Source organism: Nitratireductor sp. ZSWI3 (assembly GCF_024655565.1).
GTDB lineage: Bacteria > Pseudomonadota > Alphaproteobacteria > Rhizobiales > Rhizobiaceae > Nitratireductor.
This window is the reverse complement of record NZ_JANKOF010000010.1, coordinates 21,220-40,709: the sequence shown is the minus strand read 5'-3', so window position 1 is coordinate 40,709 and position 19,490 is coordinate 21,220. Positions and strand designations below refer to the sequence as shown.

17 protein-coding genes are annotated in these 19,490 nt (G+C 63.6%); 11 read left to right on the top strand and 6 right to left on the bottom strand.

The window, feature by feature from the left end:
• Nucleotides 1–25: 25 nt before the first annotated feature.
• The 4 genes from coaE to NUU27_RS05700 are packed head-to-tail and all read right to left on the bottom strand — an operon-like array spanning nt 26 to nt 2,894.
• Nucleotides 26–625 (bottom strand): dephospho-CoA kinase, encoded by a 600-nt coding sequence (gene coaE / locus NUU27_RS05715; protein ID WP_257761112.1) that lies wholly within the window; start codon nt 623–625, stop codon nt 26–28.
• Nucleotides 622–1,458, bottom strand: a complete 837-nt coding sequence (locus NUU27_RS05710) for a shikimate dehydrogenase (RefSeq protein WP_257761111.1) — start codon at nt 1,456–1,458, stop codon at nt 622–624. Before NUU27_RS05710 ends, coaE begins: the two co-directional genes overlap by 4 nt.
• Nucleotides 1,451–2,056: a Maf-like protein gene (locus tag NUU27_RS05705; RefSeq protein WP_257761110.1), complete on the bottom strand. Its 606-nt coding sequence runs from the start codon at nt 2,054–2,056 to the stop codon at nt 1,451–1,453. The genes NUU27_RS05710 and NUU27_RS05705 overlap by 8 nt, the downstream gene beginning before the upstream one ends.
• A gap of 1 nt (nt 2,057) precedes the next feature.
• Nucleotides 2,058–2,894: a pyruvate, water dikinase regulatory protein gene (locus tag NUU27_RS05700; RefSeq protein WP_257761109.1), complete on the bottom strand. Its 837-nt coding sequence runs from the start codon at nt 2,892–2,894 to the stop codon at nt 2,058–2,060.
• Between the two features lie 397 nt (nt 2,895–3,291).
• Between NUU27_RS05700 and hemE the strand changes: the two genes are divergently transcribed.
• The 3 genes from hemE to rho all read left to right on the top strand — a co-directional run bounded on the left by hemE (nt 3,292) and on the right by rho (nt 6,305).
• Nucleotides 3,292–4,317 (top strand): uroporphyrinogen decarboxylase, encoded by a 1,026-nt coding sequence (gene hemE / locus NUU27_RS05695; protein WP_257761108.1) that lies wholly within the window; start codon nt 3,292–3,294, stop codon nt 4,315–4,317.
• The gene (gene hemJ, locus NUU27_RS05690) at nt 4,317–4,850 is read left to right on the top strand and encodes a protoporphyrinogen oxidase HemJ (RefSeq protein ID WP_257761107.1); all 534 of its coding nucleotides are present in this window, start codon (nt 4,317–4,319) and stop codon (nt 4,848–4,850) included. The genes hemE and hemJ overlap by 1 nt, the downstream gene beginning before the upstream one ends.
• A gap of 189 nt (nt 4,851–5,039) precedes the next feature.
• The gene (gene rho, locus NUU27_RS05685) at nt 5,040–6,305 is read left to right on the top strand and encodes a transcription termination factor Rho (protein WP_257761106.1); all 1,266 of its coding nucleotides are present in this window, start codon (nt 5,040–5,042) and stop codon (nt 6,303–6,305) included.
• 36 nt (nt 6,306–6,341) lie between these two features.
• Here the strand turns inward: rho and NUU27_RS05680 are convergent, their stop codons facing one another.
• Entirely contained in the window at nt 6,342–8,405 is a 2,064-nt protein-coding gene (locus NUU27_RS05680) for a thioredoxin domain-containing protein (RefSeq protein ID WP_257761148.1), read from the bottom strand.
• A 38-nt stretch (nt 8,406–8,443) separates the two neighbouring features.
• On the opposite strand from NUU27_RS05680, the gene mnmE reads away from it, so the two are divergent.
• The 5 genes from mnmE to NUU27_RS05655 all read left to right on the top strand — a co-directional run bounded on the left by mnmE (nt 8,444) and on the right by NUU27_RS05655 (nt 14,274).
• Nucleotides 8,444–9,757: a tRNA uridine-5-carboxymethylaminomethyl(34) synthesis GTPase MnmE gene (gene mnmE, locus NUU27_RS05675; RefSeq protein ID WP_374565764.1), complete on the top strand. Its 1,314-nt coding sequence runs from the start codon at nt 8,444–8,446 to the stop codon at nt 9,755–9,757.
• A 243-nt stretch (nt 9,758–10,000) separates the two neighbouring features.
• On the top strand, nt 10,001–11,869 hold the full coding sequence (gene mnmG / locus NUU27_RS05670; RefSeq protein WP_257761105.1) for a tRNA uridine-5-carboxymethylaminomethyl(34) synthesis enzyme MnmG: 1,869 nt from the start codon (nt 10,001–10,003) through the stop codon (nt 11,867–11,869).
• On the top strand, nt 11,866–12,525 hold the full coding sequence (gene rsmG, locus NUU27_RS05665; protein ID WP_257761104.1) for a 16S rRNA (guanine(527)-N(7))-methyltransferase RsmG: 660 nt from the start codon (nt 11,866–11,868) through the stop codon (nt 12,523–12,525). Before mnmG ends, rsmG begins: the two co-directional genes overlap by 4 nt.
• Before the next feature lie 29 nt (nt 12,526–12,554).
• Nucleotides 12,555–13,343 carry a ParA family protein gene (locus NUU27_RS05660; protein WP_257761103.1) on the top strand — a complete coding sequence of 263 codons (789 nt, stop codon included), beginning with the start codon at nt 12,555–12,557 and terminating at the stop codon, nt 13,341–13,343.
• 61 nt (nt 13,344–13,404) lie between these two features.
• Complete coding sequence (locus tag NUU27_RS05655) at nt 13,405–14,274, top strand: ParB/RepB/Spo0J family partition protein (RefSeq protein ID WP_257761102.1); 870 nt, start codon at nt 13,405–13,407, stop codon at nt 14,272–14,274.
• Nucleotides 14,275–14,501: 227 nt separating this feature from the next.
• Here the strand turns inward: NUU27_RS05655 and holA are convergent, their stop codons facing one another.
• Nucleotides 14,502–15,542 carry a DNA polymerase III subunit delta gene (gene holA, locus NUU27_RS05650; RefSeq protein WP_257761101.1) on the bottom strand — a complete coding sequence of 347 codons (1,041 nt, stop codon included), beginning with the start codon at nt 15,540–15,542 and terminating at the stop codon, nt 14,502–14,504.
• A gap of 336 nt (nt 15,543–15,878) precedes the next feature.
• On the opposite strand from holA, the gene NUU27_RS05645 reads away from it, so the two are divergent.
• The 3 genes from NUU27_RS05645 (at nt 15,879) to NUU27_RS05635 (ending at nt 19,489) form a co-directional block, all read left to right on the top strand.
• Nucleotides 15,879–16,667 (top strand): cyclase family protein, encoded by a 789-nt coding sequence (locus NUU27_RS05645; RefSeq protein WP_257761100.1) that lies wholly within the window; start codon nt 15,879–15,881, stop codon nt 16,665–16,667.
• Between the two features lie 45 nt (nt 16,668–16,712).
• Nucleotides 16,713–17,195, top strand: a complete 483-nt coding sequence (locus NUU27_RS05640) for a MarR family winged helix-turn-helix transcriptional regulator (protein ID WP_257761099.1) — start codon at nt 16,713–16,715, stop codon at nt 17,193–17,195.
• A 140-nt stretch (nt 17,196–17,335) separates the two neighbouring features.
• Nucleotides 17,336–19,489, top strand: a complete 2,154-nt coding sequence (locus NUU27_RS05635) for an indolepyruvate ferredoxin oxidoreductase subunit alpha (protein ID WP_257761098.1) — start codon at nt 17,336–17,338, stop codon at nt 19,487–19,489.
• Nucleotide 19,490 lies beyond the last annotated feature (1 nt).

The window sequence follows — 19,490 nt, the reverse complement described above, 5'->3', positions numbered from 1 at the left end:
ATGGCGCGGCGAGGCAAGCCGCCACCTACCGGGACCGGGTTTCGCCTGGGGAAAGCGCCGCGACGATTGCCCGCACCGCGGCGCGCGCCGGCTCCATGCCATTGCCGGTGTCGACGATAAAATCGGCGCGACGCCTTTTTTCGGCGTCCGGCACCTGGCGGGCGAGAATTGCGGCGAACTTCTCTTCCGTCATGCCAGGACGGGCAAGAACCCGGTGCCGCTGCTCCTCTTCAGGCGCGGTGACGACGGCGATCTTGTCGACCCGGTCCATGCCGCCCGTCTCGAACAGGAGCGGAATGTCGAGCACGACCAGATTCTTTCCCTCCGCCCGGTTCCTTGCAACGAAGTCATCCGCATCCTTGCGCACGAGCGGGTGCACGATGCCCTCCAGCGCCGCGATCGCCTGCGGATTGCCGAGCACGGCCTTCGCCAGGCGCGCGCGGTCCACGACGCCATCGACCACCGTTCCGGGGAAACGCGCCTCGATCAGCGGCGCCGCGACGCCCGAATAGAGCCGGTGAACGGCGGCATCGGAATCGTGCACCGGCACGCCTTCCTCCAGGAACATCCTGGCCGTGGTCGATTTTCCCATGCCGATGGAGCCGGTCAAGCCGAGGACGATCATGCCGTGCCCTCCAGGTCGGCCAGAACTGCGGCCCTCAGGGCCTCCGTCACGTCCGGCCGAACCCCGAACCAGCGCTCGAACCCCGGAACGGCCTGATGCAGGAGCATTCCCAGCCCGTCGACACCGACCAGCCCGCGAGCCTCTGCCGATGCCAGAAGATCGGTCTTGAGCGGCGTGTAGACGATGTCGCTGACGATGGCATGGTCGGGCAACGGATCGAGCGCGATCTTGAGCGGCGGTTTTCCGCTCATGCCGAGCGCGCTCGTGTTGACGAGAAGATCGGCTGTCGCGAGCAGAGCGGGGATCTCCTCCCAGCCATGGGCGCTCGCACCGCCCGCGAAGATCGCCGCCAGGTCCTCGGCGCGCCCGATCGTGCGGTTGACGATACGAACGGTCTTGTAACCCACCTTGAGCAGGGCGTGGATGACGGCCCGGGCGGCACCGCCGGCACCCAGGACCATGGCCGTTTCGCCCTGTCGCCAGGCAGGCGCGGTCGCGTCGAGATGGGCGGCATAGCCATAGGTGTCGGTGTTGCCGCCACAGAGCCTCCCATCCTCGAACCAGAGCGTGTTCACCGCACCGATCGCCTCGGCCGCCTCGTCACGTCGCGCGACCAGGCGATATGCCGCTTCCTTGTGCGGCAGGGTGACATTGCCGCCGGCGAACCCGCGACCGGCAAGACCTTCGAGAAAAGCCGGGAAATCGAGCGGTGCGACATCGATGCGCTCGTAGCTGCCCTTTATCCCATGCTCGGCGAGCCAATGGCGGTGGATGATCGGGGACCGCGAATGGGCGATCGGATGCCCGCAGACGAAAGCATGAATTTCAGCCATCGATGGCCCCGAGATCGCGCAATTCCTGAAGCAGCGGCAGAAGCGGCAACCCGACGATGGTGAAGGTGTCGCCTTCGATCTTTTCGAACAACTGGATGCCTTCGCCCTCGATCTGATAGGCGCCGACGCTCGACAGCGCCTTTTCGCCGACCTTCGACAGGTGGCGGCCGATGAAGGCCGGGTCGAGCTCGCGCATGGTCAGGCGGGCGATGCCGACATGCGACCAGATGACGTCGCCACCGCGTGCCAGCACCACGGCGCTGTTGAGCTGGTGGGTGCGACCGGAGAGCTTCAAGAGATGACGCCGCGCGCTTTCCATGTCGGCCGGCTTGTGAAACACCTCGTCGCCAAGCGAAAGCGTCTGATCGGCGCCGATCACCAGCGCTTCGGGAAAACGCTCCGAAACCTCCACCGCCTTCGCCTGGGCGAGCACCTCGGCAACGGTTTCGGGGTCGGCGTTGCTGTCTTCCAGCGTTTTTTCCACGGCGCGCTCGTCGATGGTCGACCGCTCGACACGGAAATCCAGGCCGGCATTCTCGAGCAGCTGCCGACGGAAGACACTTCCGGAAGCGAGCAGGAGGTCGATTTTCTCCGTCATGTCAGATTTCCCTGATTTCGCGTGATTTGGCGTGCAAGGCAAGGATCGCGGCCGCCGTCTCTTCAATCGAGCGGCGCGTCACGTCGATGACGGGCCATCCGTGCCGTGCACAGATCTGCCGCGCATAGGCGATCTCCCGCGCGATGGTCGCACGATCCGTATAGGGGTTGAAATCATCCTCGTTGACGGAACCGAGCACGCGGTTCTGCCGGATCTGCGAGATGCGCTCGGCCGAGGCGACCAGACCGACAATCAGCGGCCGCTTCGCCCGGGAGAGCTCTTCCGGCAGGGCCATGTCGAGCACGATCGGCACATTGGCCGCCTTCACGCCGCGGTTGGCGAGATAGATGCTGGTCGGCGTCTTCGACGTCCGCGAAATCCCGACGAGGATCACGTCGGCCTCCTCGATATCGAGAGGCAACTGGCCGTCGTCATGATCCATCGTGAAATTGAGCGCTTCGATGCGCCGGAAATATTGCGCGTCGAGCACGTGCTGCGCACCCATCCGACGACCGGCCGGCGTGCCGAGATAGGACTGGAACACCATCAGCACGGGCTCCAGGACGGAAACGCACGGCAACCCGAGCGCCGCGCAGCTTTCATCGATACGGCGCGCCAGGTTCTGGTCGACCACGGTGTAGAGCACGATGCCGGGCTCGTTCTCCACCTCGTCGAGAACCCTGGCAAGCTGCTTCTCGTTCCGAATCAGGGGGTAGATGTGCTCGACGGCCCGCGCGTCCTTGTATTGCGCCGCCGCAGCGCGACCGGCGGCCAGGAGAGTCTCGCCAGTCGCATCAGAAATCATGTGAAGATGGAAGAAGCGCTGCGGTTGTTGCACGGTTTTCTGCCCGACCATGTGGATGCATGTTGATAACCTCCGAGGCGGCGGATGGCGAGGCTCCGCCTCTTGAAAACACGCCGCTTCATCCACAGTTCGCGGTGGCGTGAAATCAGAAGCCCCCATGTGGAGAACATCCGACAATTCAAATTTGCCTTTGCCACATGCACAAGTAGCAAGGTCCCACTAGACGGATCAAACGCCTGAAAAGCATCGATGATTCTGGACAATCCCCGGTCTTCTCCATATGGGGATGACGATCGGGCGCGGCAATTCGACCGGCCGGTGGCCGTGGCTTTTCGTGGACAGAATTGAATCCACGTTACAAACAGAGTCATAGAATCAGAAGAATCTTCAATTCGGACTCATCTTTTAATCCTGGCTGTGGAACGACCGCATGGGGCAACGAAAAATCCTCGACGTGCTGAAGGGCGAAACCGTTTTTCCGCCTCCGGCATGGATGATGCGGCAAGCGGGACGGTATCTGCCCGAATACAGGGAAACCAGGAAACGGGCCGGAAGCTTTCTCGACCTGTGCTACAACCCGGATCTGGCGGTCGAGGTGACGCTACAGCCAATCCGGCGCTTCGGCTTTGACGCCTCCATCCTCTTTTCCGACATCCTCGTCGTGCCGCACGCGCTCGGCCGCGACCTGCGCTTCGAGGAGGGCCGGGGACCGCTGATGACGCCGATCGACGCGGCCGGCATCGCCAAGCTCGACGACGCCGGTTTCCACGATCACCTGTCGCCGGTCTACGAGACGGTGCGGCGGCTGCGGAAGGAGCTCCCCGAGGAGACGACGCTGCTCGGCTTCTGCGGCGCGCCCTGGACCGTCGCAACCTACATGATCGCCGGACACGGAACGCCCGACCAGGCGCCGGCGAGGCTGTTCGCCCTGCGCGAGCCCGACGCCTTTGCCGGCCTGATCGATCACCTGGCCGACGTTTCCGCCGATTATCTCGTTCGCCAGATCGATGCCGGTGCCGACGCTGTGCAGATCTTCGATTCCTGGGCGGGCGTGCTCGACGAGATGTCCTTTGACCGCTGGTGTGCAAGGCCCGTTGCGCGAATGGTCGCCCGGGTGCGCGAGATCCATCCGCAGGTGCCGATCATCGGATTTCCGAAGGGGGCCGGAGCGAATTATGCGGGCTATCGCAGGCAGACCGGCGTGACCGCGCTCGGCCTCGACTGGACGGTGCCGCTGGGCACGGCCCGGCGCCTCCAGGCGGAGGGGGCTGTTCAGGGCAATCTCGACCCGCTTCGGCTGATCGTCGGCGGCGACGGGCTTGTGGAGGGCGTCGACGCCATCATTGAGGCGTTGCGGCACGGTCCGTTCATCTTCAACCTCGGCCATGGCATCACGCCCGACACGCCGGTCGCCCATGTGGAGCTGATGCTGAAACGGATCAGAGAGAGCGTCTGATGACCACCGGACAGGAAACGGGCGGCCGCAAGGCCGCAATTCGGGCGATCGTGGCCCTGGCGATCTTCGCCGGTCTGACCGCGGTGCTGTTCGTTGTCGATCCGGAAGGCTTCTACCTGTGGGCCAAGGCTGTCCATGTGATCGCCGTGATATCGTGGATGGCGGGCATGCTCTACCTGCCGCGCCTCTTCGTCTATCACGCCGAAGCCGAGCCCGGCTCGCCGCAATCGGAAACCTTCAAGGTGATGGAAGGCCGCCTGCTACGGCTCATCATCAACCCCGCGATGATGGTGACCTGGGTGTTCGGCCTTTGGCTTGCCTGGAAGGGCTTTTCCTTCCAGGGCGGCTGGCTGCACGCCAAGATCGCCCTCGTTGTCGCCATGTCCGGGGTGCACGGTTATTTCTCGGCGTCCGTCCGACGCTTCGCGGCTGACGCGAACACCAGGCCGGCGCGTCATTGGCGTATAATGAACGAGGTGCCGACCTTATTGATGATCGTCATCGTTGTCCTTGTTATCGTCAAACCCTTCTGATAGTGGATTGAGAAACCGCCTTCGAATGCGGAACCGGTGAAGCCATCTTGCCGTTTGGCCGGGACAGCGATAAGAGTCGGTTCCTTCCTTTTTGCCCGGTTCCACGAATCTCTTCCGTTCCGAGTGAAGCCGGCCGGCACCATATCCGCCATATCTCCATCTTTCGTTCGCCTTTCCAGAGTCCGCCACATGCAGGAAATGAAACTCCAAGAGCTCAAAAGCAAATCGCCGACCGATCTCATCGCGTTCGCCGAATCGCTCGAGGTCGAGAACGCCAGCATCATGCGCAAGCAGGAGCTGATGTTCGCGATTCTGAAGAAGCTCTCCACCCAGGATATCGAAATCATCGGCGAAGGCGTCGTCGAGGTTCTGCAGGACGGCTTCGGTTTCCTGCGCTCCGCCACCGCCAACTATCTGCCGGGCCCAGACGACATCTACATATCGCCTTCGCAGATCCGCCGCTTTTCGCTGAAGACCGGCGACACCGTCGAGGGTCCGATCCGCAGCCCGAAGGAAGGCGAGCGGTATTTTGCCCTTCTGAAGGTCAACACGATCAATTTCGAGGATCCGGAGAAGATCCGCCACAAGATCCACTTCGACAACCTCACGCCCCTGTATCCCGACGAGCGGCTGAACATGGAGATCGAGAACCCGACGACGAAAGACCTGTCGGCGCGCGTGATCGATCTGGTGGCGCCGCTCGGCAAGGGCCAGCGCGGTTTGATCGTCGCGCCGCCGCGCACGGGTAAGACCGTGCTGCTGCAGAACATCGCGCACTCCATCACGTCGAATCACCCGGAATGCTTCCTGATCGTCCTTCTGATCGACGAGCGTCCCGAGGAAGTGACCGACATGCAGCGCTCGGTGAAGGGCGAGGTCATCTCCTCGACCTTCGACGAGCCGGCTTCGCGCCACGTGCAGGTCGCCGAGATGGTCATCGAGAAGGCCAAGCGGCTGGTCGAGCATGGACGCGACGTCGTCATCCTGCTCGATTCCATCACGCGCCTCGGCCGCGCCTACAACACCGTTGTCCCGTCTTCCGGCAAGGTGCTGACGGGCGGCGTGGACGCCAATGCGCTGCAGCGCCCGAAGCGCTTCTTCGGCGCCGCCCGCAACATTGAGGAAGGCGGTTCGCTGACCATCATCGCCACGGCTCTGATCGACACTGGCAGCCGCATGGACGAGGTCATCTTCGAAGAGTTCAAGGGCACGGGCAACTCGGAAATCGTGCTCGACCGCAAGGTCGCGGACAAGCGTATCTTCCCGGCGATCGACATTCTCAAGTCGGGCACGCGCAAGGAAGACCTGCTCATCCCACGCCAGGATCTGCAGAAGATCTTCGTCCTACGCCGTATCCTGGCCCCGATGGGCACGACCGACGCAATCGAGTTCCTCAACGACAAACTCAAGCAGACCAAGTCGAATTCGGAATTCTTCGATTCGATGAACACATGAGGCTATCGTTCGTGGTCAGGCTTCATTAACCATAGATCACGACGAAGCGACCGGATTGCCAAGGACCCGCTGCAACTCAGCGGGTTCTTTTATGGGCGGAAGGCAGGTTTGACCGATGCACAGATAGGCAGCCGCCTCACCGGTATCGATGACGGCGCCTCCCGGCAGCGTGTGCGAACCGGGACCGACAGGTAGAATCAGGTCGGACCTCCTCGGATCGCTTGCTCGATTCGCCACCGGAACAAACTTTGATGCCTCCGTTTCCTCCACCATGACGAGCTTCAGGGGCTGCGACGCGAGGCTGGCTGCATAGACGATGCCGGCCTGCCCATAGGCCTGGGATCGGGCGCGGCCGAGCGAAGCTTCGACGATGACGGGCAGGCGCTCGGAAAGTGCCGCGTCATCGGACAAAAGGGACAAAGCGGTGATCGCTTCCAAGATCTGGCTAGTCGCGGAAGGCGTCGCTTCATCAACGTCGCCACGGATCCGCAAGGGAACGTCGCCGGCATCGGAGGCCGTCAGATAGAAGCCGCTCAGGTCGGCGTCGCCATACCAGGTCTGAACCGCATCCATCCAATCCCTGGCCTGCTTCAGCAGCGAGCGGTGCCAGGTGGCCTGATAGAGCGCGATCGCGGCGGATATCATGGCACCGTAGTCGCTCAAGACGGCAGGAAAGAGCTTTCGTCCGGCCCGCACGCTGTGCGGCAAACGGCCATCCGCCATCGATTCGCAGACGAAACGAAATGCGTCTTGTGCAGCTGCGATCCAGTCCGGCCGTTGCAAGAGGCGCCCGCACTCGGCCAGCGCCGCGATCGTCAGGCCGTTCCAGTCGACCAGGACCTTATCATCCCGGTTCGGCTGCGCCCGCAAATTGCGCACATCAAGCAAAAGATCGAGCTGTTCCCGCAGGCTCTCTTCGCGCGCGGGGCCGAGAAATTCCGGTTGGGAAAGGCGATGCAGGATCGGCGCACCGTGCCAGTTGTCAGGCGAAGCCAGCTGGTAGGCCTCGAAGAACGACCCGGCATCGTCGCCGAGATGGGTCCGGATCTCTTCCTCGGTCCACAGATACGTCCGGCCTTCCTCGCCCTCGGTGTCGGCGTCAAGGCTTGCGGCAAAGGCTCCACCCTCGGTTCGCATCTCGCGCAACAGCCAGCCGGCGGTCTCCTCGATTCGGATGCGGAACAACGCGTCGCCGGTGGCGGAAAATGCCTGACAAAGCAACTGGAGGAGTTGTGCGTTGTCGCAGAGCATCTTCTCGAAATGCGGCACGAGCCATTCGGCATCCGTGGCATAGCGCGCCAATCCGCCCCCGACATGGTCGTAGATCCCGCCGGACAGCATGCGGCGCAGGCTGAGGAGCACGTCGTCGCGATGCGCGGTGTTGCCGTCCTGCAGCCAGCTCAGCCAGAGAACGTTCAGGAACGGGGCGTTCGGAAATTTGGGGGCACCGCCCAGACCACCCATTTCCTGATCGATCATGCCATGGATGCGGCCGGCCAGTTCCTTCAGCAACAGCCGGGGGTCCTCGCCTTCCGCCGGCGCCGGCGCCAGGCGCGCTCCGACATGCGCGTGCAGCCGTTCGGCGCTCGTGGAAAGTTCGTCCCTCTTGTCGCGCCAGGCGGCGTGAACGGCCTCCAGGACCTGCACGAAGCCGGGCCGGCCGAAGCGCTGGGCCGGGGGAAAATAGGTTCCGCCCCAGAAGGGCTTTCCATCCGGGCTCAGGAACATGGTCAGCGGCCATCCACCCTGCTCACCGGTCGCCGATAGCGCCGCCATGTAGATCTGGTCGATCTCTGGACGCTCCTCGCGGTCGACCTTGATATTCACGAAGAGTCGGTTCATGACGGCAGCGACCGCTTCGTTCTCGAAGGACTCATGCGCCATGACATGGCACCAGTGGCAGGCCGCATAGCCGATCGACAGGAGGATGGGACGGTCCAGCGCCCTCGCTTCGTTCAGGGCCGCTTGCGACCAGGGCCGCCAGTGCACGGGATTGTCCTTATGCTGCAACAGATAAGGGCTGGTCTCTTCGGCAAGGAGGTTTTCGGCTGCAAGCACGGCGTCAGGCCTTTGATAGGGTGAAGCGTTGAAGCGCGCCATCACACGGTACGGCGCTTTACGAGACAGGGCAAATCCGAATGCGTGAAACGATCTTTGCCATCTCCAGCGGCAGTCTTCCTTCGGGGGTGGCGATTGTCCGCGTGTCCGGCCCGCAGGTCCGGGAAGCGATCGCCGATCTGAGCGGTGCTGTTCCCGAGGCACGCAGGGCCACCCTGGCGTCGCTGCGCGGCAAGGATGGAAACCTGCTCGACTGCGGCCTGCTTCTGTTTTTCCCGGCACCGAACAGTTTCACGGGTGAGGATTGCGCGGAACTGCATCTGCATGGCGGGCCGGCGGTGGTCAGGGCGGTGTTCCGGGCGCTTGGCGAGCGCGAGGATTTTCGTCCGGCGGAGGCGGGGGAATTCACCCGGCGTGCGTTCCTCAACGGGAAGATCGATCTCACCGGGGCCGAGGCCCTGGCCGATCTCATATCGGCTGAAACCGAGGCGCAGCGTCGCTTCGCTCTCGCCAATGGGGACGAGAGGCACAGGGCACTTTACGCCGAATGGCGGCAGCGACTGATCCGCGCCCGCGCCATGATCGAGGCCGAGCTCGACTTTTCCGACGAGGAGGATGTTCCAGGGTCGGTGGCCGAGGGCGTTTGGCAGGATGTCGCCCAACTCTGCCGCGCCATGCGCGCACATGCCTCCGGCTTTCGCGACGCCGAGATCATCCGGAACGGATTCCGCGTCGTCATACTCGGGGCACCCAATGCGGGAAAATCCAGCCTCCTGAATGCCATGGCACGGCGGGACGTAGCCATCGTCACCGATGAACCCGGCACCACGCGCGATGTGCTGGAGGTGGCGCTGGACATTGGCGGCGCCAAGGTGATCGTCAGCGATACGGCAGGAATCCGGACCGATCCCGGTCGCGTCGAAGCGCTCGGCATCGAACGAGCGCTGGAACACGCCCGCGAGGCCGATCTCGTTCTGATTCTGGAAGATGCGACGCGACCGCAGAAGATTGAGCCGCCGGAGGGGATTCCGGCGCTGCGTGTCGCCAACAAATGCGACCTCCTCGCCCATCCGAGCGCTTCAACCGGATACGACGTCGAGATTTCAGCCCTGACAGGTGCGGGCCTCGACACCCTCTTCGATCGGATCGGGCAAATCACCGCCTCCACGGCGCGCCGCGCTTCCGACCTTCTGCCGTTTCGCGAACGGCATGTCCGGCTGATCGGCGAAGCCACCAGGCATGCCGACAGGGCGGTGACGATGGTCTCGGCCGATCTCGAGCTGCGGGCGGAAGAACTGCGCCTTTCGGCGGATGCCCTCGGGCGGATCGCCGGCGCGATCGATGTGGAGGATCTGCTCGACACGATCTTTTCCCAATTCTGCATCGGGAAATGACTCACGTAAAACACGCAAGACCGGATCGGGCGATGACTCACGTGAAACAATGACCGAATGGCAGGTACCGATTCACGTGAAACCCTTTCAGGGTCGAGACCTATCGGCGAAAGATTGTTTCACGTGAAACGGCATGACGCATGGGTTCTTGACGCGAAGAGAAGAAGAGGACATGTGTCCCTGCATTCGAACGCAGCGGCAATGGTCGTGCGGACCGAACGATGTGGGACTCAAGGCAGAGAGATGGCAGAACAATTCGATGTCGTGGTGATCGGTGGGGGGCATGCCGGGTGCGAGGCGGCCGCGGCTGCGGCGCGGGCCGGCGCGCGCACCGCACTGGTCACGCTTCGATTCGACACGGTCGGCGCGATGTCCTGCAATCCCGCCATCGGCGGTCTTGGAAAAGGGCATCTGGTGCGGGAAGTCGATGCTCTTGACGGCATCATGGGTCGCGCCGCCGACGCCGGTGGCATTCAGTTCCGCCTGCTCAATCGGCGCAAAGGCCCGGCTGTCCGTGGTCCGCGCACGCAGGCCGATCGCCGGCTTTACCGCGAGGCTGTGCAGGCGGCGATCCGCGCGCAGGACAATCTGCATGTCGTGGAAGGCGAGGCGCTCGAGCTGTCGATCGTTTCCGGTCGTGTGACCGGCGTCGTGGTTTCGGGTGAACGGCGCCTGAGCTGCGGCGCCATCGTTCTCACCACGGGCACCTTTCTGCGCGGCCTGATTCACATCGGCGAGAAACGGTTCCCTGCCGGGCGGATGAACGAGCAGGCTGCTGTTCGCCTTTCGCAGTCCATGGAACAGGCGGGCTTCAAGCTGGGGCGTTTGAAGACGGGAACCCCGCCCCGCCTGGACGGGCGAACCATCGATTGGTCGGGGCTGGACCGGCAGGCCGCGGATGACGATCCGACGCCGTTCTCCCTTTTGACGGACCGCATCCTCAACCCGCAGATCGAATGTGGAATCACACGCACAACCGGTGCGACGCATGACGTCATTCGCGCCAATCTGCATCGCTCGGCGATGTATTCCGGAGCGATCGACGGCATCGGCCCGCGCTACTGTCCGTCGATCGAGGACAAGATCGTCAAGTTCGGCGACCGTGAGGGACATCAGATCTTTCTTGAGCCGGAGGGGCTGGACGATCACACCGTCTATCCCAACGGCATCTCGACCTCCCTGCCCGAGGACGCCCAGGAAGCCCTGCTCAAGACGATTCCCGGCCTGGAGCATGCGCGCGTCCTGCAGCCCGGCTACGCCATCGAATACGACCATGTCGATCCGCGCGAGCTCGAGCCGTCTCTGGAGACGCGCGCGGTCAAGGGCTTGTTCCTGGCCGGTCAGATCAACGGGACGACCGGCTATGAGGAAGCCGCCGCACAGGGAATACTGGCGGGGATCAACGCTGCGCGGGCCGCGTCCGGTGGCGACGCCTTCGTCTTGAGCCGCGCCGACGCCTATATCGGAGTTTTGGTGGACGATCTGGTGACCCGCGGCGTCAGCGAGCCCTATCGCATGTTCACCTCGCGCGCCGAATACCGACTCTCGCTGCGGGCCGACAATGCCGATGCCCGACTGACGCCGTTGGCCATCCGGCTGGGGATCGCCTCTGTCGAGCGGCAGTCGAGGTTTCGGGCTCTGGAGGACGCGCTTTCCTCTGCGCGAGAACTGATTCGGAGCCGTTCCATCAGCCCGAACGAAGCCTCCCGGCACGGCATCCTTCTCAACCGCGACGGTGTTCGCCGAACGGCCTATGATCTCCTCTCCTATCCGGAGGTCGATCTGTCCCGCCTGCACGGCATCTGGCCGGAGCTGCGCGACATCCCTCCGGACGTGGCCGAGAAGATCGAGACGGAGGCGCGCTACGCGGTCTATCTGGAGCGCCAGTCGAGCGATGCGATCGCGTTGCGCCGAGAGGAGGCCCGGGCCATACCGAGCGCAATCGATTTCTCCTGTGTTCCGGGTCTTTCCAACGAACTCAAGCAGAAGCTGAGTGCGCGTCGCCCGCGCACCATTGCCGAAGCGCAGAAGATCGACGGGATGACCCCGGCGGCGCTCGCGCTGATCATCGCCACCATCCGGCAGGTCGAGCACCAACGGGGCGCCGCGTGAGCGAGGCGCGTTTTTCGCAGCTTCAAGACGTCGCCGGCCCGGTTTCACGTGAAACATTCGAGCGTCTCGTGGCGTTCGAATCGGTTTTTCTGCGGTGGGCGGCGAAAATAAACCTCGCTGCGCCCTCCACTCTGGAAGCACTCTGGGAGCGCCACATCCTCGATAGCGCGCAGTTGATCCGGCTCGCGCCATCGGCGCGCCGCTGGCTGGATGTGGGATCGGGCGGAGGGTTTCCGGGAGCGATCGTGACGATTCTGATGGCCGAACATCCGGGGGCGCGGGTGGATCTGATCGAAAGCAACCGCAAGAAAGCGGCCTTTCTGGTCTCCGCACTCAATGAGGTCGGGGTGACGCCACGTGTCCACGCCAGGCGAATCGAGGACTGCTACGAACGGGTCGAAACGCCACACATCGTCACGGCAAGGGCGCTGGCACCGTTGCCGTTGCTGCTGGAGCTTACCGCTCCCTGGCTCCAGGCCGGCGCGCATGGCCTGTTCCACAAAGGCCGGGATTACCGGCGGGAAGTTCAAGAAAGCGGTAACGCGTGGCGCTTCGATCTGATAGAACACAAGGACAAGGTTGATGCGGCTGCCGTGATCCTGGAAGTCAGCAATCCCGTCCGGCTCAAGCCCGGCGGGACGCCGCGAACGCCTTGAACGATAGAGGTTTTATCGGGACAGCAGCGATGAAAAGCGGCACGCGAATCATCACCGTGGCAAACCAGAAAGGCGGGGTCGGCAAGACCACCACCGCCATCAATCTTGCCACTGCCCTGGCGGCGATCGGCGAGAATGTCCTGGTGATCGATCTGGATCCGCAGGGTAATGCCAGCACGGGACTGGGCATCGATCGCCAGGCCCGCCATGTGTCTTCCTACGACGTCCTGACCGGCCGTGCGAGCCTTTTGGAAGCGGCAATGGAAACGGCCGTGCCCGGCCTGTCCGTGGTGGCATCGACGCTCGATCTTCTCGGCATCGAGATGGAGATCTCCAGCGCTCCCGATCGCGTTCTGAAATTGCGGAACGCCTTGCGCGATGGCGGTTTCCCCTATTCCTATGTGCTGGTCGACTGCCCGCCGTCGCTCAATCTGCTGACGCTGAACGCCATGGCCGCGGCGGATTCCATCCTCGTGCCCCTGCAGTGCGAGTTCTTCGCGCTGGAAGGCCTCAGCCAGTTGCTCGAAACCGTCGAACAGGTGCGCGGCTCGATCAATCCGAAGCTCGGCATCCAGGGCATCGTTCTGACCATGTTCGATCGTCGAAACAACCTGGCAAATCAGGTGGTTGAGGATGTCCGCGCGCATATGGGCGAGACGGTTTACGACACGATCATTCCGCGCAATGTGCGGGTTTCGGAAGCGCCCTCCTATGGCAAGCCGGCGATCCTTTACGACCTGAAATGCTCGGGAAGCCAAGCCTATCTGCAACTCGCATCGGAGGTGATTCGGCGCGAGAGGCGGTTGCGGGCGGCGTAGACGTTGATTGCTGCCCGGACGTTTGAAAGTTTGTCAGTTTGATGCTTGATGGTGTTGTGACATGAACGAAGATCCCTCGCGCAAACGCCTTGGGCGCGGTCTTGCCGCACTGATCGGCGAGATGGACAAGCCGGAAACGGTCCGGCAGGAGACCGTGCGGGCCGACCGATCGGTGCCGATCGAGTTTGTTTCACCGAACCCGCGCAATCCGCGCCGCCAATTCGTGGAGGGAGATCTGGCCGATCTGGCCCAGTCGATCCGCGAGCACGGCATCGTCCAGCCGGTGGTGGTGCGGTCGGGCGGCGCGCCGGGGCGCTTCGAGATCATTGCCGGCGAACGGCGCTGGCGTGCGGCACAACGGGCCGGGCTGACCGAGATTCCGGTGATCCTGCGGGAGGTGGACGACAAGGCCGCCCTGGAACTCGCCATCATCGAGAACGTCCAGCGCTCCGATCTCAACGCCCTCGAGGAGGCGCGCGGTTATCAGCAGTTGATCGATGAACACAGCTACACCCAGGCCGATCTTGGTCAGGTGATCGGCAAAAGCCGCAGCCATGTGGCAAACACGCTGCGCCTGCTGAAACTGCCGGACGCCATCGGCGACCTGATCACCGACGGCTCGCTGTCTGCGGGCCATGCGCGCACGCTGGTGACGGCGGAAGATCCCGTGGGCCTTGCCCGGCGCATCATCGAAGAAGGATTGTCCGTTCGCCAAGCGGAAGCGCTGGCCAGCGCCCCCGCCCGCTCGGAGGACCCTTCGCGTCCCGAACGCAAGGAAAAGGACGCCGACACGCTGGCGCTGCAGAAACTGTTGAGCGACCAGACCGGCTTGAAGGTGGTGATCAACCACAAGGAACGTGGCGGCGAGGTGCGCATCGCCTACCGCAGCCTGGAGCAACTGGACGAACTCTGCCGGCTTCTGAAGCAGTGATCCTGCCGGCGCGCGAAAGCGTGCCGATGCCGATTTATGGTTAGCAACGGGTTAATCGCGCCCCTGCGCCAGGTGGATTCATCCGACTGCCCTTAATGCAGAAACGCGAGAAGACGGACGTCCCTTGTGTCGAGACATGACGGTTTCGGTCATGCTGGTCTTGTCGAACCACGCACTGGATTGATGCAGATGGCGTTCGAACCATTGTGTCGCGGAGGCGCCGCGCTCTATCGCCGTCCGCGGGCGCCCTCGACGGCAAGCGCCATCAAGGCTTGCCTGGCGATCGGGATGGCCAGAGCCGGTGTTCGGCGGGTCCGCAGGATTGCCGCCTGAAGCCGGTCGGCGGCGCCTTGCAGCGCCGCAGCGCTCCAGCGCGTCAGCGCCGTCTCGACGGTCTTGCGGCGCGAGAAGAAGACCGGCGGGCGCGCCGAGGCCACCGCGGCGCTGGCGGATTGGCCGTTGGCATCCATCGCGCGCCGCAGGACCTGCAGGGCGTGAACCTGCCGCAGCGTCGCCGAGAGTATGAGAAAGGGCGGGTTTCCCGCCGACAGAAAGCGCCCGAACGTGTTGTCGAACTCCTTGAACTGTCCGGTGAGCACGGCATCCACCGTTTCATCGGCGCTGAGCCCGGCGACATCGCCGGTCAGCAGGCGGATGTCCTCGACCGTGACCTCGCCCTTGCCCGCACAATAGAGAGCGAGCTTTTCCAGCTCGCCGCGCGTTGCCAGCCGGTCACCGCCGAGATTGGCCTTCAGGGCCCGCCGCGCATCGAGAGCGAGGGCGAGGCCTGCGGCGCCGAGCGCCTCGTCGATCACGGCATCGATGCCGCGGCCGTCATCGGCATAGCAGGGCAATGCCATGGCCCCATCGCCGCGCTCGACGGCGGCCCGGAGCGCCGATCCCTTGCGCAGATCGCCGGCCTCGATCAGCACGACGCAATCGGCCGGCGGAGCGGCGATCAGCGCGGTGATATCCGCGACGAGCGCCTTCTGATTGGCGCCGCCCTTCACCCAGATCAGACGCTGACTGGAGAACATCGGGACCGTCTGTGCCTCGTCGGCCAGGCGGCCCGGCTGCTGCTCCACCTCGCCGGCGTCCAGACGCACCACCGTGAAGGGATCGTCGAGTGGCAGTCCGGTGCCTTCGGCAAAGCGCCGGGCACGCTCGCTGACCAGACCGCGGTCGGGACCGTAAATCAGGACAATGCGATAGGTTGCCTCGGGCCGGGCCAGCCATCGCTCGACTTCGTGTGCTTTCTTCTGAGCCATAGGTGCTCAATATCACAGGAAAACCGACCGGGCATCCACCCGTTGGGCGAAGGGCTTTCGGACGAGGAGAGAAGGCTTGTTCATCCGTTCATCCATTCGTACGGATGTTCTCGCTGGCTTCCGGTTTTATTCATCTGCATATTGTTTTACGCGGCCAGCTGATTAAGGCCACCGATGGGAAAACGCGCACTTCAGGACCGAGGCATGTGCACCCTTGTGCATGCGGCCAAAACGGCACGCTCACAAAGATAATTGCATATGCATTCATTTCCTTTTAGGCTGACAGCAAAGAAGCGTGGCGTCCGTTGCGTCCATGCCGACCTGGGAGGAGAAAAGATGAGTCAGTCCGTCCTTGCTCAATTCGCCGGTGACCTGCTTTCCGGCAAGATCGAAGTGGTTGATCTTTCCGCGGTGCTCGGCCCCAACACGCCGCTTCTCAAGCTGCCGCCGGAGCTGGCGGTCGATACGCCGAAGATCGAAATACACAAGATCTCCGAGTATGACGACAAGGGTCCCTGGTGGGCCTGGAACTGGCTCAAGCTCGGCGAGCACTCGGGAACGCATTTTGATGCACCGATCCACTGGATCACCGGGCGCGACTTTCCCGACGGGGCGACGGACACCATTGCCCCGCAGAACTTCGTCGCGCCGGTCAATGTGATCGATTGCTCGCGGGAAGTGGCCGAGAACAACGATTTTCTCCTGACGGTGGACCACATCGAGGCGTGGGAAGCCGAGCATGGCGAGATCGAGGCGGGTGAGTGGGTCGTGCTGCGCAGCGATTGGTACAAGCGCAACGGCTCCGAGGCGGATTTCCTGAATGCCGACGAGAACGGCCCGCATTCTCCAGGACCGACGCCGGAGGCGATCCGCTATCTGATCGACAAGGGGATCGTCGGCTGGGGCAGCGAGACGATCGGCACCGATGCCGGCCAGGCCGGCGGCATGGAGCCGCCCTTCCCGGCCCACAACCTGATGCACCAGGCCAATCGATACGGCCTCGCCAGCCTGGCGAATCTCGACAAGCTGCCGCCGAAAGGCGCGATCCTGATCGCTGCCCCGCTCAAGATCGAGCACGGCACCGGCAGCCCCTGTCGCGTTCTGGCGCTGGTGGCAAGGAATTAAACCTGCCATGGCACGGCGAACAACGAAGCGAGCGGTAACAGTTTGATGGATCAGCGTTCCGACAACAAGACTCTGCGCATCGCGACGCTGGGGCAGATCGGCCTGCAACAATTCGCGCCCTATCTGATGAACCGGATCATGGGGCGCTACAACGCCAGCCTGCGGCTCGACTTGCGCAAGCAGGAGCTGACGGTTCCGCAGGTGCGCGCTTTGGCGGTGCTTGCCGTCGGCGACGGCATGACGATCAACGAACTGTCGGTCTACACCGTCATCGAGCAATCGACGATGAGCCGGACGCTCGATGCACTGGAAGCACAGGGGCTTGTCCGGCGTGAGGCCTGCCAGGACGACAGTCGTGCCCGCAAGATCTTCCTGACCGACAGCGGCCGGGAAGAGTTCAACCGGGCCTGGCCGGCGATGCATGCGGCCTTTGAGCAGATGTTCCAGGGAATCGACGATGCGGAATACGCGGCCTTCATCGGAACGCTTCAGAAGATCCTCGGCAACATCCGCAAGCATGACTTCTAACCGCCGGCGGCACGGCCTTTACAGCGCCGTGCGCCCATTAGGACGCACAAAGGACGCTGTAAGTCTTCGAATCTGCGCATCGTGCTTTCCGGTTTTCGGGCCGATGCTCAAGAGCACAGGCGAGCAATGGGAGACCCCTGATGGCTGAACGTTCTTTCGCGAAGGAGGTGGAGAAGCTTCGTTTCGGGGCGGGGGAAACCTTCCACGGAGAAGGGATTCTCGCCATCACCAAGGCGCTTCTGCAATGCGGCGTCGGCTATGTCGGCGGGTATCAGGGCGCGCCCATCAGCCACCTGATGGACGTGCTGGCCGACGCCCAGGAAATCCTCGGCGAGCTCGGCGTGCATTTCGAGGCAAGTGCCTCCGAGGCCACGGCCACGGCCATGCTCGCCGCTTCCGTGCATTATCCCATCCGCGGCGCCTGCACGTTCAAGTCGGCCGTCGGTCTCAACGTGGCCTCGGACGCGCTGGCCAATCTCGCCTCCGGCGGTGTCACCGGCGGCGCCCTCATCATCGTTGGCGAAGACTATGGCGAAGGCTCCTCCATCATGCAGGAGCGCAGCCACCCCTTTGCCATGAAGAGCCAGGTCTGGCTGCTCGATCCGCGCGCCAACCTGCCCTCCATCGTCAAGGCGGTCGAGGACGGTTTCGAACTGTCGGAAGCCTCGAACACGCCGGTCATGCTGATGGTGCGCATCCGCAGCTGCCATGTGACCGGCAGCTTCGAGACCAAGGACAACAAGCGCCCGACCATGACTGTTGCGGAAGCCCTGGAGGCGCCGCGTCGCGACACCAACCGCATCGTCCTGCCGCCCGCGTCCTTCCTGCACGAGAAGGAGAAAGTGGAAAAGCGCATGCCGGCGGCGGTGGATTTCATCCGCTCGCGCAAGATCAACGAGTTCTTCGGGCCGACATCCGGGAAAGCTGGCATCATCCTGCAAGGCGGCATGTACAATGCGGTGATCCGTGCCCTGCAGCGTCTGGGACTGGCTGACGTCTACGGCGAGACGGATGTGCCGCTCTATGTGCTCAACGCGGTCTATCCGCTGGTCGAGGACGAGGTCATCGCCTTTTGCGAAGACAAGGATTCGGTTCTGGTCGTCGAGGAGGGACAGCCCAACTATCTCGAGCAGGCCATCGCCGCAATGATGCACAAGGCCGAGCTCGACACGCGCATCCTCGGCAAGGAGATGCTGCCGATGGCCGGCGAATATACCGGCCAGGTGATGCTCGACGGGCTGAGCGCCTATCTGCGCGCCCATGCGCCTGAGCTTCTCTCCGCCCAGTTTCTGGCGCCGAACGCGTCCGGCGACAACGCGCTTGCCGCCGACCTCGCCAAGGTGGTGCCCGGTCGTCCGCCGGGCTTCTGCACGGGATGCCCCGAGCGGCCGATCTTCGCCGCCACCAAGCTGATAGAGCAGGAGCTCGGCCCTCACCACATCGCCTCGGATATCGGCTGCCACCTGTTCTCCATCATGCCGCCCTTCGAGCTCGGCGCCACCACCATGGGCTACGGGCTCGGCCCTGCCTCGGCCTCGGCCTTCAACGCGCCGAATGCCAAGCGGCGCTCGATCTCCTTCGTCGGCGACGGCGGCTTCTGGCACAACGGCCTCACCTCCTCCATCGGCAACGCCGTCTTCAACCAGAACGACGGTGTGATCGTCGTGGTCGACAACTACTATTCGGCCGCCACCGGCGGACAGGACATCCTGTCGTCGCGCGCCGAAAACCGCACCAAGTCCACCAAGCACCCGATCACCGATGCGGTGAAGGGCATGGGCGTCAAATGGGTGCGCCACATCGATCGCACCTACGACGTCACGCGGGTGCGCGCGGCACTGCGCGAGGCGCTGACGACGCAGGAGAAGGGGCCGAAGGTGATCGTCGCCTCGTCGGAATGCATGCTGAACCGGCAGCGGCGCGAGAAGCCGCTGACCGCCAAGGCGATCGCCGGTGGCGAACGGGTGGTCAAGCCGCGCTTCGGGGTCGACGAGGACGTGTGCACGGGCGATCACGCCTGCATGCGGCTTTCGGGCTGTCCCTCGCTGTCGGTGAAGACGCTGGACGATCCGCTGCGCGACGATCCGGTGGCTGCGATCGACCACACATGCGTCGGCTGCGGCAATTGCGGTGAGGTGGCGGATGCCGCCGTGCTCTGCCCGTCCTTCTACCGGGCCGACGTGGTGCACAATCCCGGCCGTTGGGACCGTTTCATGAATGGTCTGCGGCGCGGCATCACCAGCTTCCTGCAGGGGCGCCGTGAGAAGCGCCGCCTGATCTTCGCGGAGGCTTGAG